At 71.1% G+C, this 16,377-nt stretch carries 16 protein-coding genes and 1 pseudogene; 10 read left to right on the top strand and 7 right to left on the bottom strand.

Annotation, left to right across the window (positions count from 1 at the left end; translation table 11 throughout):
* Positions 1-4: 4 nt before the first annotated feature.
* From OHB56_RS27465 to OHB56_RS27475, 3 genes and pseudogenes are all read right to left on the bottom strand, one after another.
* Positions 5-199, bottom strand: coding sequence for a hypothetical protein (locus tag OHB56_RS27465; RefSeq protein WP_406359325.1), 195 nt, complete (start codon positions 197-199; stop codon positions 5-7).
* A gap of 79 nt (positions 200-278) precedes the next feature.
* A pseudogene (locus OHB56_RS27470) lies at positions 279-455 on the bottom strand (CPCC family cysteine-rich protein); the annotation flags it as partial.
* A 335-nt stretch (positions 456-790) separates the two neighbouring features.
* On the bottom strand, positions 791-1,183 hold the full coding sequence (locus tag OHB56_RS27475) for a DNA-binding protein (protein WP_326754543.1): 393 nt from the start codon (positions 1,181-1,183) through the stop codon (positions 791-793).
* Between the two features lie 192 nt (positions 1,184-1,375).
* Here OHB56_RS27475 and OHB56_RS27480 point away from each other — a divergent pair, with 192 nt between their 5' ends.
* Positions 1,376-3,091, top strand: coding sequence for an aldehyde dehydrogenase (locus OHB56_RS27480; RefSeq protein WP_326754544.1), 1,716 nt, complete (start codon positions 1,376-1,378; stop codon positions 3,089-3,091).
* Complete coding sequence (locus tag OHB56_RS27485) at positions 3,088-3,651, top strand: EF-hand domain-containing protein (RefSeq protein WP_326754545.1); 564 nt, start codon at positions 3,088-3,090, stop codon at positions 3,649-3,651. The genes OHB56_RS27480 and OHB56_RS27485 overlap by 4 nt, the downstream gene beginning before the upstream one ends.
* Before the next feature lie 152 nt (positions 3,652-3,803).
* Here OHB56_RS27485 and OHB56_RS27490 read toward each other — a convergent pair whose 3' ends face one another.
* From OHB56_RS27490 to OHB56_RS27505, 4 genes are read right to left on the bottom strand one after another with little or no spacing between them, the layout of a single operon-like run.
* Positions 3,804-4,640: a GvpL/GvpF family gas vesicle protein gene (locus OHB56_RS27490; protein ID WP_406356224.1), complete on the bottom strand. Its 837-nt coding sequence runs from the start codon at positions 4,638-4,640 to the stop codon at positions 3,804-3,806.
* Positions 4,637-4,951 carry a gas vesicle protein K gene (locus OHB56_RS27495; RefSeq protein WP_055592082.1) on the bottom strand — a complete coding sequence of 105 codons (315 nt, stop codon included), beginning with the start codon at positions 4,949-4,951 and terminating at the stop codon, positions 4,637-4,639. Before OHB56_RS27495 ends, OHB56_RS27490 begins: the two co-directional genes overlap by 4 nt.
* Positions 4,952-4,988: 37 nt before the next feature.
* Positions 4,989-5,939, bottom strand: coding sequence for a gas vesicle protein (locus OHB56_RS27500; RefSeq protein WP_406356226.1), 951 nt, complete (start codon positions 5,937-5,939; stop codon positions 4,989-4,991).
* Positions 5,929-6,510, bottom strand: a complete 582-nt coding sequence (locus OHB56_RS27505) for a gas vesicle protein (RefSeq protein ID WP_406356228.1) — start codon at positions 6,508-6,510, stop codon at positions 5,929-5,931. The genes OHB56_RS27500 and OHB56_RS27505 overlap by 11 nt, the downstream gene beginning before the upstream one ends.
* 70 nt (positions 6,511-6,580) lie before the next feature.
* Between OHB56_RS27505 and OHB56_RS27510 the strand changes: the two genes are divergently transcribed.
* The 8 genes from OHB56_RS27510 (at position 6,581) to OHB56_RS27545 (ending at position 16,276) form a co-directional block, all read left to right on the top strand.
* Positions 6,581-6,904 (top strand): zinc-binding dehydrogenase, encoded by a 324-nt coding sequence (locus OHB56_RS27510; protein WP_406359229.1) that lies wholly within the window; start codon positions 6,581-6,583, stop codon positions 6,902-6,904.
* A gap of 449 nt (positions 6,905-7,353) precedes the next feature.
* Complete coding sequence (locus tag OHB56_RS27515) at positions 7,354-8,328, top strand: phosphotriesterase (protein WP_406356229.1); 975 nt, start codon at positions 7,354-7,356, stop codon at positions 8,326-8,328.
* A gap of 48 nt (positions 8,329-8,376) precedes the next feature.
* On the top strand, positions 8,377-9,336 hold the full coding sequence (locus OHB56_RS27520; RefSeq protein WP_326754550.1) for a phosphotriesterase: 960 nt from the start codon (positions 8,377-8,379) through the stop codon (positions 9,334-9,336).
* A gap of 139 nt (positions 9,337-9,475) precedes the next feature.
* Complete coding sequence (locus OHB56_RS27525; protein WP_406356231.1) at positions 9,476-10,591, top strand: FAD-dependent oxidoreductase; 1,116 nt, start codon at positions 9,476-9,478, stop codon at positions 10,589-10,591.
* Between the two features lie 4 nt (positions 10,592-10,595).
* On the top strand, positions 10,596-11,519 hold the full coding sequence (locus OHB56_RS27530; protein WP_406356233.1) for an alpha/beta hydrolase: 924 nt from the start codon (positions 10,596-10,598) through the stop codon (positions 11,517-11,519).
* Between the two features lie 35 nt (positions 11,520-11,554).
* Positions 11,555-12,550: an MBL fold metallo-hydrolase gene (locus OHB56_RS27535; protein WP_326754553.1), complete on the top strand. Its 996-nt coding sequence runs from the start codon at positions 11,555-11,557 to the stop codon at positions 12,548-12,550.
* Positions 12,547-14,286: a CocE/NonD family hydrolase gene (locus OHB56_RS27540; protein ID WP_326754554.1), complete on the top strand. Its 1,740-nt coding sequence runs from the start codon at positions 12,547-12,549 to the stop codon at positions 14,284-14,286. The genes OHB56_RS27535 and OHB56_RS27540 overlap by 4 nt, the downstream gene beginning before the upstream one ends.
* A gap of 409 nt (positions 14,287-14,695) precedes the next feature.
* On the top strand, positions 14,696-16,276 hold the full coding sequence (locus OHB56_RS27545; RefSeq protein WP_326754555.1) for a S8 family peptidase: 1,581 nt from the start codon (positions 14,696-14,698) through the stop codon (positions 16,274-16,276).
* The last annotated feature ends 101 nt before the right edge of the window (positions 16,277-16,377 follow it).

A 16,377-nucleotide genomic window follows, 5' to 3' on the forward strand; every position in this document is an offset into this window, starting at 1 on the left:
GTTCTCACCTTTCCGGGTGCAGGTCGGTGCGGTCGATCCAGGCGGGGGTGACGAAGATGCTGTCTCCGGCAGGGGCTTCGGAGGATTCCAGCAGGCACCAGGTGCGGGCCTCTTCGGCCAGGTGCTCCCAGGGCGCGGTCCAGTCGGGTTCCCAGTCCGGGCCGGTGCCGGAGATGCCGTACGTGCGACTGGCGTCCACCCGCCAGAACTGCGAGCGGCTCGTTCGCGGCCGGAGGGCGGGCGTACCGCCGGCTGGGTTGGTCGCAGGCGCCGAGGTCCCGGTAGTCGTGCTGGGCCTCGATCAGGGAGACCTGGTCCGCTCCGCCGGGCATGGTCGGCCGGCGGAACTGGACCCCGTCGTCCTCCCGGAAGCAGACGGGGCAGATCCCGGAGGAGCCGGGCACGGCGTCGAGCACGCGGTGCCCGCAGCAGGGACAGGGGGAGCGGTCGCTCACGTGCGCAGTCTCGTTGCAGGTCCGGCCGGTGCGCCATGGATTTCTCTGCTCGGCGCCCCGGCCAGTCCGCAGCCAGTCCGCAGGACACTCGTAAACAGCCGTCGGGAGTCAACGCATGCCAACGCGGAAATCCCAGGTCAGAGGCCTAGATGGGGCTTCGCCGCAGGTCAGGATCGGGGCTCGGGCATTCCGCTTCAACGTCTGACGAGCCGTCGAGGACGTTGCCCGGCCCGCCTCTTGGCGGTCGGGCGCAGGTTTCTGTCTGCCGGGGCCCTCGTCTCATGAAGTGCTGTGGCCGACGGCCGACCCGGTGGGCGGGGCTGTGGCCGGCGTTTTCAGACCTTGACGACCTCTACGGAAGGGCCGCACAGGAGCGTCAGGTCCTCGGGGTCGGAAGTGAGGGCGGTGACCGGCTGGGACGTGCTGCGGGCGATGACGGCGAAGGCGGCGTCGATGGCGTACTTGTGGCCGTGGAGACGATGGGCGCGAAGGAGAGCGGCGGCCTCGTCGGTGATCTCCTCGGTGACGTCGTGAACGTCGACGCGGGAGAGGACCCACTTGATGCGGGCCGGGTGGATCCGCTCGTAATCGGCCTCGAGGGTGGTCATGGCGCTGGTGGCAACGCGGATGCCCTCCTCCGATGCCGCTTGGACCAGGGCCACGACGGTGCGGTCCTTGCGGTAGGGCTTGGAGAGTCCTTCGCTGTCGAGCAGCAGGGTTCCGGGCATCAGGCGGCGACACCTTGACGTGTTCGGGCTGGTCAGTGGCGCACTTCTGACCGTCGGGCGGTGCCTCGGCCGGCACTGGTGCTTACCACGCCAGGGAGACGGGCCGGGCGGCAATGGGTGGATTTCCCCTGTTCCGGGTGGAGGGTGCCGTAACAGGGCTGAAGCTGGGCCCCGATGCGAAGAATCCGGGATGTGAATGCTTCCTCGGGGACCGCGCTTCGGAGCTATCCGGTCCTGCTGGCCGGCGTACCCGCCGACGGCGAGAGTTGGGTGCACTGGCCCAGGAGCAGCGCCGTGCTGCTCGACACCTACGAGACGGTCGCGCTCAAAGCGCGTCTCGACCACGACCGGGCCGGCCCGGCGGACCACGACGACCCCCGGCTGGTCGGCAGGGTGGCGCGGTCCACCGGCGAGCAGGCCCTCGCGGCGCTCGCCGCGGCGCGCGAGGCGCAGCCGGCCTGGGCGCGCGTCCCGCTCGATCACCGGCTGGACTTCGTCCGCGCCTTCCACCGCCTGCTGCGGGAGCGGGCTGAGGAACTCATGTCGGTCCTCGTCGCCGAAGGGAACCCGCGGCAGGTGAGTCGGTGGGCCCTGTCCGCCGCGCTGAATCTGACGCACCCCGACTCGGTCGCGTACGCGCGTGCCGCCATGGTCTGGGAGGGCGGTCATGCGGGCCGGCTGGTGCGGCTGGTGCGCAAGCCCGACGGGGTGGTCTGCCTGGACCCGGCGCGCAACGCCCCGATGCTCACCGCTCTGTCAGGGGTGCCGACGCTGGCGGCGGGCAACGCGCTGGTGGTCAACGCCCCGCCGACGGTCCCGCTGAGCACCGCCTACCTCTTCCACGAGCTGGTCGCTCCGCTGCTGGCCGACCACGGGGCGCCGCCCGGCACGCTGAGCGTGCTGTGCGCGCCGGCCCGGCCGATGCTGCGCACGTGGCTCGCCTCCCCGCACTGCGACGACATCTTCTTCTTCGGCGGTTCGGCCCAGGGCGCCGAACTCACCCGCTCCTGCCTGGAGCACGGCAAGAAGCCCATCATGGAGCTGGCCGGCAACGACGCCCTCGTGGTCTGGCGGGACGCCGACCTGGACGGCGCCGTCGAAGCGGCACTGGAGCGCTACCTGGGGTCCGGACAGCTCTGCCTGGCACCGAAGTTCGCCCTGGTGCATCCCGCCGTTGCGGACGACTTCACCGAGCGGCTGCACCGGAAGGTGGCCGCCCTGCGCGTGGGGCTGCCGGACGACCCGGAGGTCGTGCTCACCCCGGTGATCAAGCGGAACCAGTGCAAGGAGGTGCTGGACGACGCCGTGGCCCGGGACGCCGAGCTGCTCTGCGGTGGTGACCTGGTCGACGTGCACGGCCGTCCCTCCCCGCGGGGCCCGTTCGTCCGGCCCGCGCTGCTGCGCGTACGGGGTCTCGAGCGGGCGGCGACCATGAACGCCGTCACCGAGGAGACGTTCTTCCCCCTGATGTGCGTGGTCGTGCCGGAGGCCGCCACGTCTCCGGCAGCGGCCTCGGACGACGCGCTGCTGGACGCGGTCCTCACGTTCGTCAACGCCAATCGGTACGGGCTGCGCAACTCGCTGTGGGCGCGTGATCCGCACGTCGTCCACCGGTTCACGGACGAAGTGACCAACGGTGGTGTGCTGAAGGTCAACGACAGCCACATCGGGACCCTGCCCGTGCTGCCCATCGTCGGCGGCACGGGGCTGTCGGGCGGTGTCTTCGGGGAGGCCAACGTCTCCTTTCTGCGCACCACCCGCCTCCAGGGCATCAGCCTCGCCACCGGGACCGGTGAGCCCTTCGACCACCTCGCCGCCGCCGGAATGCCCCTGGAGGCCCGGCCGGCTCCCTCCACCCGTATCCCTCTGCCGGGACAGTCCGGTACCAGCAGAAAGGCCGACACATGACCATGCTCTCGGGCATGCCCCTGCTCCACCGCAAGATCGACCTGTGCTTCCGGCACTTCGACACCGACGACAACGGCTCCATCGACCGCGAGGACCTCCTGACCCTGGGATCGCAGCTGCTGTCCAAGTTCGGCGAGCCCGTCACCTCGCCCAAGGGCACCGCGCTGATGGACGGCATGACCCGCTTCTGGGATGCCCTGGTCGCCGCCGCGGACCAGGACGGCGACGAGCGGCTCACCCGCGACGAGTACCGGGACTGCATGACCGGCGCCTTCGTCGAGTCGCCCGAGGGCTTCGACACCTCGTTCCGGCCCCTGGCGGAGGCGGTGTGCGCGCTGCTGGACACCGACGGGGACGGTGAGGTGGACGAGCGGGAGTTCGAGGCATGGCAGGAGGTGTTCCGTACCGCGCCCGAGAACAGGGCCGATGCCTTCCGCAAGCTGGACGCCGACGGGAACGGCAGGCTCACGGTCGACGAGCTGCTGGCCGCCGTCCGCCAGTACTACCTCAGCCCCGACGCCGACGCGGCCGGCAATTGGCTCTACGGCGCGGTCGCCTGAAGCAAGCACGGGCCGGGGCCCGGCGGGTAGCGGCCTCGCCGTCTGCCGGCCCCCGGTTCCCCGGCCGCCCGTCCGCCGACGGCCGTCACTTCAGGCAGGATGTCCCCACCGCAGCGCCGAACACCGGCAAGGATCGGTTCGTTCACGGCCGTTCAGGGGGCCATTTCCTCCGCCCGGGCGCGGTGGCGGGTGTCGATGAAGGAGTACGGGGGCCAGGGGCCCAGGAAGCGGATGCGGACGGCGGGCTGCCGGGCCCGCAGTTCGGTCAGGACGGTGCCGACGGTGTCGATGTCCTCCCGCCGGACGAGCAGGGCCGCGCACAGGACGTCCGTCTCGCCCGCGACGCGGTGGGTGGGGCCGCGGTCGCGGTAGTCCTCGGCGATGGACAGCAGCCGGTGCCTGATCTCGGCGTGCAGGGTGTCGGCGAACTGCCCGGCCGCGTTGCGGGCCCGGTGCTCCCGCTGCTTGGCCATCAGCCTGCGCATGCCGGGCGACAGGCCGTCCGGCCCGTCCTCCGGTGCGTCCTCCCCCGCGTCGCCCGCGTCGCCCGCGGTGGCGGCCGTACGGTCCACGGTGATGTCGACCCGCAGTTCGCACCGGCCGGCCAGCTCCTCCAACTGGCCCCCGATGTCCGCCGCCTGCTCGGTGACCCACTCCGTCAGGCGCCGTTCGGCGCTCCGCCCGGCCGCGGGCCGGTCCTCGGGTGACGGTTCGTCGGCGACCAGAACGTTGAAGGTCATCGGCAGGATGCTGCCGGTGCGTTCCCACACGGTGTCCACCGCCCGGCTCTGCTCCTCCACCCAGCGGCGCACCTGGTCGTCGCCGCCCTCGAGGGGGGCCGGCGCGGCGTCGTGCACCAGTGCCGCGACGGAGGTGCCGGGAACGCGTACCAGCCGCAGGGGGCGACCGTCGATCCCGGTGACACCGTCGGCCGCGGCGGGCCGGTCCGGGAGCAGTGCGTACACGTACAACGCCGTGTCCTCGGTCATCGGTCCGCCTCCTCCGCCCAGCGCTGCGGGTTGATCAGCTTGTCCACGACGTCGTCGACCACTTCGTCCAGTCCCCTGTGCAGATCGGCGACCGAGGAGACGATGCCGTGGTCCTCCTTGATCTGCTCCATCGCCTCGTCCAGTTCCAGCAGGGCGTTCGCCAGGCGTTCGGCCTCCTGGGGGGTCAGGTCGTGGCCGTTCATGCGGCGCAGCGCCTGGCGGTCCAGCGCCTCCTGGATGACCTCCACCAAGGTGACCACCAAGGACAGCACCCCGTGTTTGAGGCTCTTCTCGTCGACGGTCAACGGCATGTCGGCTCTCCCTCCTCCTGCTGTCGTACTCGGTCGCTCATCCGGCCGCCGCCACGGGCCCCGCCATGGACCCCGTCGCGCGCAGCCGTTCCGTCCAGGCCTCCGGATCGTCCGCGGCCAGCCGCACCTCGTCGCCCGCGGTGGTGTGGACCGCGATGACGCTGCCCTCCCCGGCAGGGCTGTACGCGGGTACCCGCCGCACGGCGGTGACGTCCGCCGTGGACAGCACGAGCGCCGGCCTGGAATCCACGGGGGACTTCCACGTCAGCCTGTCGGCGGTCAGGCGTCCCTGCCCGCCGCGCCACAACGGTCCGCCCCGGCGCGGCTCGTGGTACCACAGATGCCCCTCGGCGAGAGGCGGATCCTCCTCGGCGGAGGGCGTGAACGTGAAGGGGAGGGCGGGCGTCGCGCGGCCCGCGCACGCCTCGGTGAGGAGGGCGTGCAGCTCTCCGGGCTCCCGGGCCGAGAGGCGTTCCCGACCGCCGTCGGCCAGCGCCACGTCCAGGCGCAGCCGTTCCTCGCCCCCGACCGTCCTCTCCGGTTCGAGCCGCACGGCGGTGACGGCGTCGAGTCCGGTCTCCCACAGGATCTCCCGTGGTTCGTCACGCAGGACGACGAGGCGCCGGTCGGTGAGGTAGACGGTGCCGGGCCGCCATCCGTGGTAGAGCCCCTCCGTCAGGAGGTGGCCGCCGCTCATCCGGCAGACGACGTTCTCGTCCTCCCTCAGGTCGAGGGCGCGGCGGGCGACGGACCGCTCGGCCCAGGCGCGGGTGTCCTCGTCCCAGTGGCGCATCATCCCGTACTCCAGCATCGTCTCCATCCCGGCGATGGCCGCCCGGAGGGAGACGCCGATCAACGGGATGTCGGCCACGGCGACGATCAGGTCCAGGTGCAGGACCGCGCCCTTGTTCAGCACGACTTCCAGCAGGTCGTCCAGGGTGACCCGCGGGTCCCGCGTGGGACGCATCGGGGACAGGTCAGCCGTCACGCCGTTCCGCCTCGCCCTCGGCCGGGGACGGTTCGGCCGCCCGGCGGTCCTGGGCCTCGTCGCCCTCGTCGTCGGCGGCGGGCTCCTCCCCGCGCGCGGTCACCGCCGGCCGGGTGGGCTCGGGGAGGTCCCGCATCCGGGCCTGCGCGCTGAGCCACCCGCACCAGGGGCACCACTTCTCCAGCAGTTGCTCGACCGGGGAGCGCTTGCCGCAGGCCGGGCAGCTCTCCTTCTCCTCGCGCGTGTCGCGCCACGCGGCGGTCTCCGTGTCCGTGCCGGACGGGAACTCCAGCCCGTAGCGGGCGGCCGTCTCGAAAGAGGCCAGCGCCGCGCGCAGACGGATGCCCAGCAGTTCCACCCCGGCCACCGAGACCATGATGTCGGCGTTGAGCACGAGGCCCTTGTCCAGCAGGGTTTCCACCACGTGGGCGAGGCTGCCGTCGCCGTCCCGCCGTGGCTGCATCGGGGACAGGCCCGCGCTCGGCGCCCCGCCCTGCGGCGGGCCGGACCGGGAGACCGTGGACGGGAATCCGCTGTCGCTCGGGGTGATCCTCTCGGGGTAGCTGCTCATTCCGCGCGTCTGTCCGCTCTCCTGTCACTTACACCCCCGGGCCCGGGGGTGAGGGTGCGGGCCCGAGGGGCTGGACGCCGTCGCGGACGTGGCCGGCGGACCGTGGCTCGAAGGGCTGCTGCCCGCGCTGCGCGACGGGGCCCGCCGGGTCATCGCCGGAGCCGTCGCCGGGCCCGTCGTCACCTTCGACCTGCGCCGCCTGTACCTGCACAACCTCAGCCTCATCGGCTCCTCGATGCACACCCGCGCCCACTTCGCGTCCTTGGCGGACCCGGCCCGGACCGGCACCGTACGGCCGCGCATCGCCGGCAGCCATCGACTGACCGAACTCCACGCCGCCCAGGAGGAATTCCGGCGCGGCACGCACGTAGGAAAGATCACCGTCACCCCGTGAGGACCGTCGGCACCTCGCGACCGCGGAAAGGACCTTGCGCGCTGCTCTGCCCGTACGAACCGAAGCCCGCCGGTTCCCCCCGGACCGGACGGTGCCGTCGTGGTCGGTACCTCGGCAGCCCCCCGTACCGCGCTGGCCGTGGTCGGCGGACGGGGCCGGCCCCGTCGGCACGTGCCGAAGCAGGCGCTGCCGAGTTAGTACAATTCAGGCATCTTGCCCACGGTGAGATGCTCGTAACGGGGAGTCCGCGTCAGTGGCGCCGGCCGTTTTTCGGGGCGTCGTCGCAGGGTGGGCGGGCTGTGTCGGACGTGCGACCCGCCTTCCATGAATTGTTTTTTCGTGGTGTCAGTTTCATTGACGCAATGTAAAGCGAATGGCTACCTTGACATCAGCCACAAGGGTGCGGTGCGCCCCTGCGGCGTACCCCACCCCGGACACGTGAGGCAGGCATGAGCGTCGAGAGCAACACTGTGAACACCGTCCTCGGCCCGGTGGCAGCCGAGGAGCTGGGCGTCGTGTCGGTCCACGAGGCGCTGCTGTCGGTGGTCCCGGGCGCGGAGTACGCCTATGACGTCACCCTCGACCGTGCCGAGATCTTCGAGACGCTCGCCGCCAAGCTGAAGGACTTCCGCGCCCACGGCGGCGGCACCCTCGTCGACAGCACCGGTATGTTCCACGGCCGGGACGTCCGGTTGTACGAGGCCCTCTCCCGCACGACCGGTGTCCACATCGTCGCCTCGACGGGCCAGGGCCCCGAGGAGATGCTCGGCGGCTACTTCCTGACGCCGCAGACCAACCCGCCGACGCCGTGGCCGGCCGAGAAGTTCGCCGACCTCTTCACCAAGGAGATCACCGAGGGCATGGTGGTGCCCCGCGTGGAGCGACGCGGCGCCGCCGGCCTGGTGGCCACCACCGCGACCCCCGACGGCATGACCGCGACCGACGAGAGCCTGTTCCGCGGTGCGGCCCGGACCGCGCTGAGCACCGGCGTCGCGGTCTCCATCCGTTACGGGAGCGACGCCCTCCACGACCTCGACGTCGTCCTGGACGAGAAGCTGCCCGCCGACCGCGTCGTCGTCGGCGGACTCGACCGCAAGGACGCCGTCGCCGCCGGCGCGCCCCTCGAGATCGCCCGACGCGGGGCCTATGTCGCCCTGGACCACGTCGGTGCGCAGGACGACGCCCACCTCACCGATGACGAGCGTGCCGTTCTGGTCGCCGAGCTCGTGCGGGCCGGCTTCGGCAACCGGATCCTGCTCTCGAGCAGCGCGACCGGTGTGGCCAAGGGCCACTCGGGCAACGACCTGCCGTACAGCTACGTCCTGACCACCTTCGTCCCGCTCCTGAAGGCACGGGGTCTCAGCGACGAGGACACGCGGCGGATTCTCGTGGAGAACCCGCGCGACCTGCTGTCGGCGCGCTGAGCGCCCCCGCGAGCGACCGTCAAGTCTCTTTTCTCAAAGGTGAGTGTTGTGTCGAGAGTGAACACCGTTCTGGGGCAGATCCCGGCCGAGGAGCTGGGTCTCGTGGCCATCCACGAGCACATCGGCTACGGCATGCCCGGCTCCGAGCTGGACACGAAGTGGTGGAAGACCCCCGAGCAGCGGTACGAGGAAACCGTGCCGAAGCTGCGCAGGTTCCACGAGCTGGGCGGCGGTACCTTCGTCGACGCGACCGGCATCTGCAACGGCCGTGACGTCGACTACTACAAGTCGCTGTCCGCGAAGACCGGCGTCCACATCGTCGCCTGCACCGGCTTCGTCGGCGGGGACACCGCCCTGCCGCACTTCGCCCGGGCCGACGTGGACTACCTGACCCGCCAGTTCGTTCACGAGATCACCGTCGGCATCGGCGACACCGGCAGCCTCGCCGGTGTCATCAAGGTCGGGGTGAGCCGCGGTGGCCGTATGACGGACCTGGACAAGCGCATCTACCGGGCCGCCGCCCGCGCCTCGCTCACCACCGGCGTGCCGATCCTGACCCACCTCGCGATCGACGCCGAGAACGCGATCGCGATCTTCGACGAAGAGGGTCTTCCCCTGGACCGCGTCCTGTTCGGGCACGTCGACGACGGCGTGAACGCCGACAAGACGCGCGACGTCTGGATCGCGGAGCAGGGCGGGCGCATCGGCTTCGACACCTTCGGCTACGAGACCGAGCTGCCGGACCCGCCGTTCTGGGCCCGCCCCCGCCAGGAGCGGCTGGACCACTTCCTCCGGTTCATCGGCGACGGCCGGCTGAACCAGGTCCTCGCCTCCGCCGACGCCAACTGCAGCCCCCTGGGCTGGCCGGGCGTGAAGGGCCACACCGTCAACTACATCTTCGAGGACCTCATCCCGGACCTCCGCGCCGCCGGTCTCGACGAGGCCGCGATCAAGACGATCTTCGTCGACAACCCGGCCGACTTCCTGGCCCTTCGGAAGTCCTCCTGACCCTCCGGAAGCACTCCCGGCCCTCCGGGAACCTCCCGACCCTCCACGGCCTTCCCGGACCCCACGGTCTTCCCGGCCCCCCACGGTCTTTCCCACCCTTCAAGGTCTTCCTGACCCTCCAGAATCAGAGAGAACCACCATGCAGACCGCAGAACTGAAAAACCTGAAGATCGCCATCGTCGGAGCGGGATACGGCGGCGCGGCGGCCGCCAAGGCGCTGAGCCTGCTGGGCGCCGAGGTCGGCGTCTACGAGCAGGCGCACCAGATCCGGGAGGTCGGCGCCGGGATCGGTCTGCGTCCCGCCACCATGAACCGGTTCCGCCAGTGGGGCATCTTCGACGCGATCGCGAAGGTGACCTCGCCCAGCGAGTACTTCGAGATCCTCACCGCCACCGGCGAGCCGATCATGAAGGAGGCCTGGCCGGCCGACGGCGAGCAGAGCCACACCCACCTGATCCACCGCGGCGACTTCATCGAGGCGCTGCTCGGCGTGCTCCCCGAGGGCATGGTGCACCTCGGCCACAAGCTGGAGAGCATCCGGGACAACGGCGACCGCTCGGTGCTGACCTTCGCCAACGGCAAGACCGTCGAGGCCGACCTGGTGGTGGGCGCCGACGGCATCAAGTCGGTGGTGCGCAAGGAACTGTTCAGCGACAAGGGCCCGGTGTTCTCCGGCGAGCACGCCTACCGCGCGGTGATCTCGGTGGACGACGCCCACGGCATGGTCACCGACGACAACCTGCGGATGTACATCGGCAAGGGCACCAAGGTCTACCTGCTGCCGCTGCGCCACCGCGACCAGGTGTCGTTCGACATCACCGCGCTGTGCCCGGACGGCGCCTGGAACCCCGAGGTCACCAAGGACGACATCCTGGCCACGGTGGAGGGCTTCGACGAGCGCCTGGTCAGCATCACCCGCGACCTGGACATGAGCACCGTGAACATCCGCGCGGTCTACGACATCGACCCGGTCGACACCTGGCACTCGGACAGTGTGGTGCTGGTGGGCGACGCGGCCCACTCGATGCTGCACCACCAGGGCCAGGGCGCGAACTCCGCCATCGAGGACGCCGGCGCCCTCGCCGACGCCCTGCGGGACGCGGACTCCCTGAGGGAGGCGCTCGCCCGGTACCAGGCCGTCCGCAAGCCGGAGACCGACAAGCTGCAGGCCATCTCGCGCCAGGGCTGGTCCGAAGAAGAGATCGAAGACGTCTTCCCCGGCCAGAAGCCCGCCGACGCCGCACCCAAGGAGTAACGGAATGCCCCTGCACCCCGAGATCGCCAAGTTCCTCGCCACTTTGCCGGCCCCGCCCGAGGGCCCGCTCGACCCGGTCGCCATGCGCGCCGCGGACGAGACGCACGTCGCTCCCCTCGAGGAGCGCCTGCCGCTCCACGCGGTCGAGGACGTGACCGCACGGACGGCGTCGGGCGAGGTACCGGTACGGATCTACACGCCGGTCGAAGCCGACCGCCACGGCGTGCTGGTCTACTTCCACGGCGGCGCGTTCTTCCTCGGCAGCCTGGAGACGCACGACCACGTCGCGCGCTCGCTGGCGAAGGAGACCGGGCTCAAGGTCGTCTCCGTCGGCTACCGCCTGGCGCCCGAGGCCGCCTTCCCCGCCGGTCTCGACGACTGCTACGCGGTCGTGCGCTGGGTCGCCGAGCAGGGCGGGAGCCTGGCCTGGGACGGCACGACCCTCGCCCTCGCCGGCGACAGCTCCGGCGGCACCTTCGTCGCCGCGGTCGCGGCCAAGGCGCACGACGACGGTTTCGACCGGATCACGCACCAGATCCTCTACTACCCCTCGCTCGACCTGGACTTCGACGTCGACCGCTATGCCTCGCTGCGGGAGAACGCCGTGGGCTACGGCCTGGAGACGGCGGGGCTGAAGCCCTTCAACGCCTTCTACATCGACAGCGGCGCCGACCCCGCGGACCCGCTCGTCTCGCCGATCAAGCGGGCGGACCTCACCGGGCTGCCGCCGGCCCTCGTCGTCACCGGGGAGTACGACCCGATGCGCGACGAGGGCGAACTCTACGGCCGGCGGCTGCGGGAGGCCGGCGTGGAGGCGACGGTGAGCCGGTACGAGGGCGCGGGCCACGGATTCGTCCAGCACTTCTCCTGGATCCCGGAGTACCACAGGGTCTTCGAGGAGACGCGCGACTTCCTCGGCCGGCGCTGACCCGGCCGGCCGCGTACGAGTTCGGAAAGAGGACCATGACGCACGCAACCCCCGTCCATCCCCTGGTCTCGCCGTGGGGCCGGTTCGGTCTCTACAGCTTCTTCATCGACGCACCCGAGCCGGCCGTCGTCGACACCGGGATCGGCTCCTCACCCGCCGAAGGGATGGCTCCCGCCCTCGAGGCGATCGGGCGCCGGATCGAGGATGTGCGCTGGATCCTGCTGACCCACGGTCACATCGACCACGTCGGCGGGGCGTACGCCCTGTGGGAGCTCACCGGCCGGCGGGCGCAGGTGGTGATCCACGAGGCCGACGCGCCGATGCTCCGCTCGCGGCGGGCCCACGTGGAGGAGTACCTCGCGGGACGGGGCCGGTACCTGGGCGACCCGGAGGGAGAGGCGAAGGTGACGGCCGCCGCGAACGCCGTCATCTCCGGCGAGATGGAGCCCACCCTGCTCGTCAAGGGCGGCGAGACCCTCTCCCTCGGCGGCGACGTCACCGTCTCGGTGCACTCGATACCGGGCCACACGCCCGGTTCGGTCGCCTACGTCGTCGACGGGCAGCGCTCGGTGTTCGTCGGCGACTCCGTGCAGGTCCACGGGGCCGCCAACGGCTTCCCCGGCTATGTGGACCCGGTCGCCTACCGCGCCAGTCTGGAGTACCTGCGCGACGAGGTCCGTCCGCGGCACCTGTACCTCGGGCACCCGTACCGCCGCGCCGACGGCACGCCGTACGGCGTCGAACTCGACGCCGCGCAGGCCCGGGAGGCCATCGAGCAGAGCCTCGCCGTCGAGGGCCGGGTCGCCTCGGCCGCCTGCGGCTGCCTGGAGGCCGGCCTGAAGGAGACGGACTCGCCGTACTCCCCGTTCGCCCGCAGTGCCGAGGAGCTCGGCTACACCGGCGACCCCACGCTCGAGCCGTCGCCGTTCTTCACGTCGATGCACGGCTATCGCACGCAGTACCACCAGAACTCGTACAGCACTGTCCTGGGGGACGCCCCCCAGACCCCCGGAGGAGCTTCACACTCATGACCGACTTCCAGACGATCCGGGCGGGCCGGCAGGAGATCGCCGTCCGCAAGGATCTCCGAGTGCCGATGCGCGACGGTGTCCTGCTGGCGGCCGACACCTACAGCGGCGTCGACGACAAGCCGCGTCCGGCGCTCGTGGCGCTCAGCCCGTACGGCAAGGAACTGCAGGCCCTCGCGCTCACCACGCCGCCGCAGCGGCGCCCCAGCCCGATGTGGGACGGCTGCATCGAGGCCGGTGACATCGCGCGCGTCGTCCAGGAGGACTACGTCCACGTCATCGGCGACCTGCGCGGCTCCGGCGCCTCCGAGGGCGAGCACATCGGCAACTACAACGCCGGTGGCGTCTCCCTCGGGCAGGACGCGTACGACTTCATCGAGTGGGTCGCCCGGCAGCCGTGGTGCGACGGCAACGTCGGCATGATCGGCATCTCCTACTTCGGCTCGATGCAGGTGCTGGCCGCGGCCGAGCGGCCGCCGAGCCTCAAGGCGATCTTCGTCAGCGGCGGTCACTACGACTTCTACGAGACCACCTACCACGGCGGCGTCATGTGGTTCATGCCGCGTGCCGCCCGTGAGGGCCGCGGCGGCGACTCCGGCTGGGCCTTCACCGACGGCGTCAAGTCCCGCATGCTCGAGACCTTCTCCCCCGAGGAGATCAAGGAGAAGGTCGCCGAGCGGCTGCGGGACCCGGACGTGGCCGCCTGGCCCAACCTGGTTCATGTGCTCAACTACCCGAAGAACCACGAGGCCTGGTTCGACATCGTGATGAACGAGGTCGACGGCGACTGGTACGAGGAGCGCAACCCGATCACGCTCGCGCCCCGCATCGACATCCCCGTCTGGCTCCAGATCGACCAGGGCCGCGGCTGGACGATGGACGGCACCATCGAGCTGTACAAGTCGCTGAAGGGCCCGAAGAAGCTCGACATCGGCCCCTACCCGCCGATGCAGTCGCGCCCCTTCATCGAGGAGCACGACAAGATGTTCCGCTGGTACGAGTACTGGCTCAAGGGCATCGACAACGGGATCATGGACGAGCCCGCCGTCACCGTCCACGTCGAGGGCTCGCGCGAGACCGTCACCGGCGCGCAGTGGCCGCCGAAGGACGTGGAGTACAAGTCGCTCTACCTGCGCCCGCGCCGCAAGCTGTCCTTCGAGCCCGAGCTCATGGGCGCCGAGTACGCCGCCCCCGACGGCTTCTACCAGGCGCCGCTGACGGTGACCGACAAGGTGGAGATCCTCAACTGGAGCACCGCTCCGTTCACCGAGCCCACCGAGATGATCGGCCAGGGCGCGGCGCACCTCTTCGTGGAGATCGACCAGCCCGACACGAACTTCATCCTGCGCATGTGGGACGAGGCCCCGAACGGCAAGCGTCAGCTCATCACGACCGCCTACCTCAAGGCCTCGCACCGCGAGCTCGACGAGGAGCGCACCACGCAGGGCGACCCCCACCACCCGCACACCCGGGCGGTGCCGGTCGAGCCGGGGCGGATCGAGGAGTACGTGCTGCGCGTCTACCCGTTCGGTGCGACGTTCCTGCCGGGCCACAAGCTGGTCGCGGAGCTCTCCAACGCCGAGCCGCTGGCCGACGAGCACAACGCGCTGCTGCCGCCGGACGCCTTCCACCTGCCGGTGGGCCGCCCCGTCACCCACAAGATCTACCGCGACGCCGAGCACCCCTCCCGGCTCGTGCTGCCGTTCACGACGGTCACGGCGTCGGACGCGACCGAGTAGGGCTCTGCCCGCCACCACGAAGGAGAGCGGCGCGACGGCTTCTGACGCGCCCTCACGACAACGGCCGGCCGGGCCGCCGTGCCCTCGGCGGCCGGCCGGCCGTTCGCGTCGTCCACGGCTCGCCGCACCGTCCCGGCGACGTCGCTCTCCCGGCTCCGGGGGTTCCCCGGGCGGGGAGGCCGACGGGACGGTGAACGTGTCGTCCGCATGGCGGGGCTGTTTCGTTCCTGTGGGCCCTCTTGTGCGATTCCTGTGGACCCCTCAATCTTTCGACTGACGCAGGTAGTCGTTCCGACAGCAACCATTGACATGGTCACGTCACCAATGTCCGGCTGTGCCCCCACACGCGGCACGTGCGTCGACAGCACCACCCCACGGCAACGCACCCCGACCGAGGAGGAACCCTCACATGGCGTTGATGCGTCACCCCCACCGAAGACTGGCCACCCTCGGCGTCGCGACCAGCGCGGCGCTCATGGCGGGCCTGGTCTCCGCGCTCCCCGCCGGCGCTGCCCCGGTCGCCGCCGAAGGCCCCATCCAGTACGAGGGCGCTGCGAACGCCGTCAGCGACAGCTTCATCGTGACCCTGAAGGCGGATCGGGCGAAGTCCGGCTCCGCCGAGGGCCGCGCCGTGGCGAAGAAGTACGGCGCCGAGATCGAGCGGACCTACACCAAGGCGCTCAACGGGTACGAGATCGAGGCCTCCGAGGCCGAGGCGAAACGTCTCGCCGCCGACCCGGCCGTCGCCTCGGTGGTCCAGAACCGCACCTTCCGCACCACCGCCACCCAGACCAACCCGCCCTCCTGGGGCCTGGACCGCATCGACCAGGCGAACCTGCCGCTGAACAGCTCGTACACCTACCCGGACTCGGCCGGGCAGGGGGTGACGGCGTACATCATCGACACCGGCGTCCACATCTCGCACAGCGACTTCGGCGGCCGCGCCTCCCACGGCTACGACGCCGTCGACAACGACAACGTCGCCCAGGACGGCAACGGCCACGGCACCCACGTCGCGGGCACCGTCGCGGGCACCGCCTACGGCGTGGCCAAGAAGGCCGACATCGTCGGCGTCCGCGTGCTGAACAACGCCGGTTCCGGTACCACCGCCGGGGTCGTCGCCGGCATCGACTGGGTCGCGCGGAACGCGGTCAAGCCGGCCGTCGCCAACATGTCCCTCGGCGGCGGCGCCGACAGCGTCCTCGACGCGGCCGTGCGCAACGCGATCAACGCGGGCATCACCTTCGTCGTCGCGGCCGGCAACGAGTCCACCAACGCCTCCACCAAGTCCCCGGCCCGGGTGACCGAGGCGATCACCGTCGGCGCCACCACCTCCACCGACGCCCGCGCCAGCTACTCCAACTACGGCTCGGTTGTGGACATCTTCGCTCCGGGCTCCTCCATCACCTCCAGCTGGCACACCGGTAACACGGCCACCAACACCATCTCGGGCACGTCCATGGCGAGCCCGCACGTCGCCGGTGCGGCCGCCCTGCACCTGGCCGCCAACCCCTCGGCCACCCCCGCCCAGGTCTCCTCCGCGCTGACCTCCGCCGCCACCAGCGGCGTCGTCGGCAACCCGGGTACCGGCTCGCCCAACCTCCTGCTGCGGGTCGGGCAGGGCGGCACCACCCCGCCGCCCACCGGTGACCGCTTCGCGAGCACCGAGAGCGTCGCCATCGCCGACAACTCCACCGTCGAGACCCCGATAGCCGTCTCCGGCGTCTCCGGCAACGCGCCCTCCGCCCTGGGCGTCGAGGTGGACATCACCCACACCTACATCGGTGACCTCCGGGTCCAGTTGATCGCCCCCGACGGCACGGCGTACACGCTGAAGGCGTCCGGCACCGGCGGCAGCGCGGACGACATCAAGACCACGTACACGGTCAACGCCTCCTCGGAGACCGCGAACGGCACGTGGAAGCTGCGCGTCAGCGACAACTACACGCGTGACACGGGCCGGCTGAACGGCTGGGCCCTGCAGTTCTGATCCGACGGGACCGGCCCGCGGGCCGGTGACCGGCCTTTCGTCCCACCCCTCGGCCTCGTCCCCGTGGTCGGGCCCCGGATCCGTGATCCGGCGTCCGCCAC

Origin of the sequence: Streptomyces sp. NBC_01635 (assembly GCF_045209715.1) — a bacterium.
In the GTDB taxonomy this organism is placed as follows: domain Bacteria; phylum Actinomycetota; class Actinomycetes; order Streptomycetales; family Streptomycetaceae; genus Streptomyces; species Streptomyces hirsutus.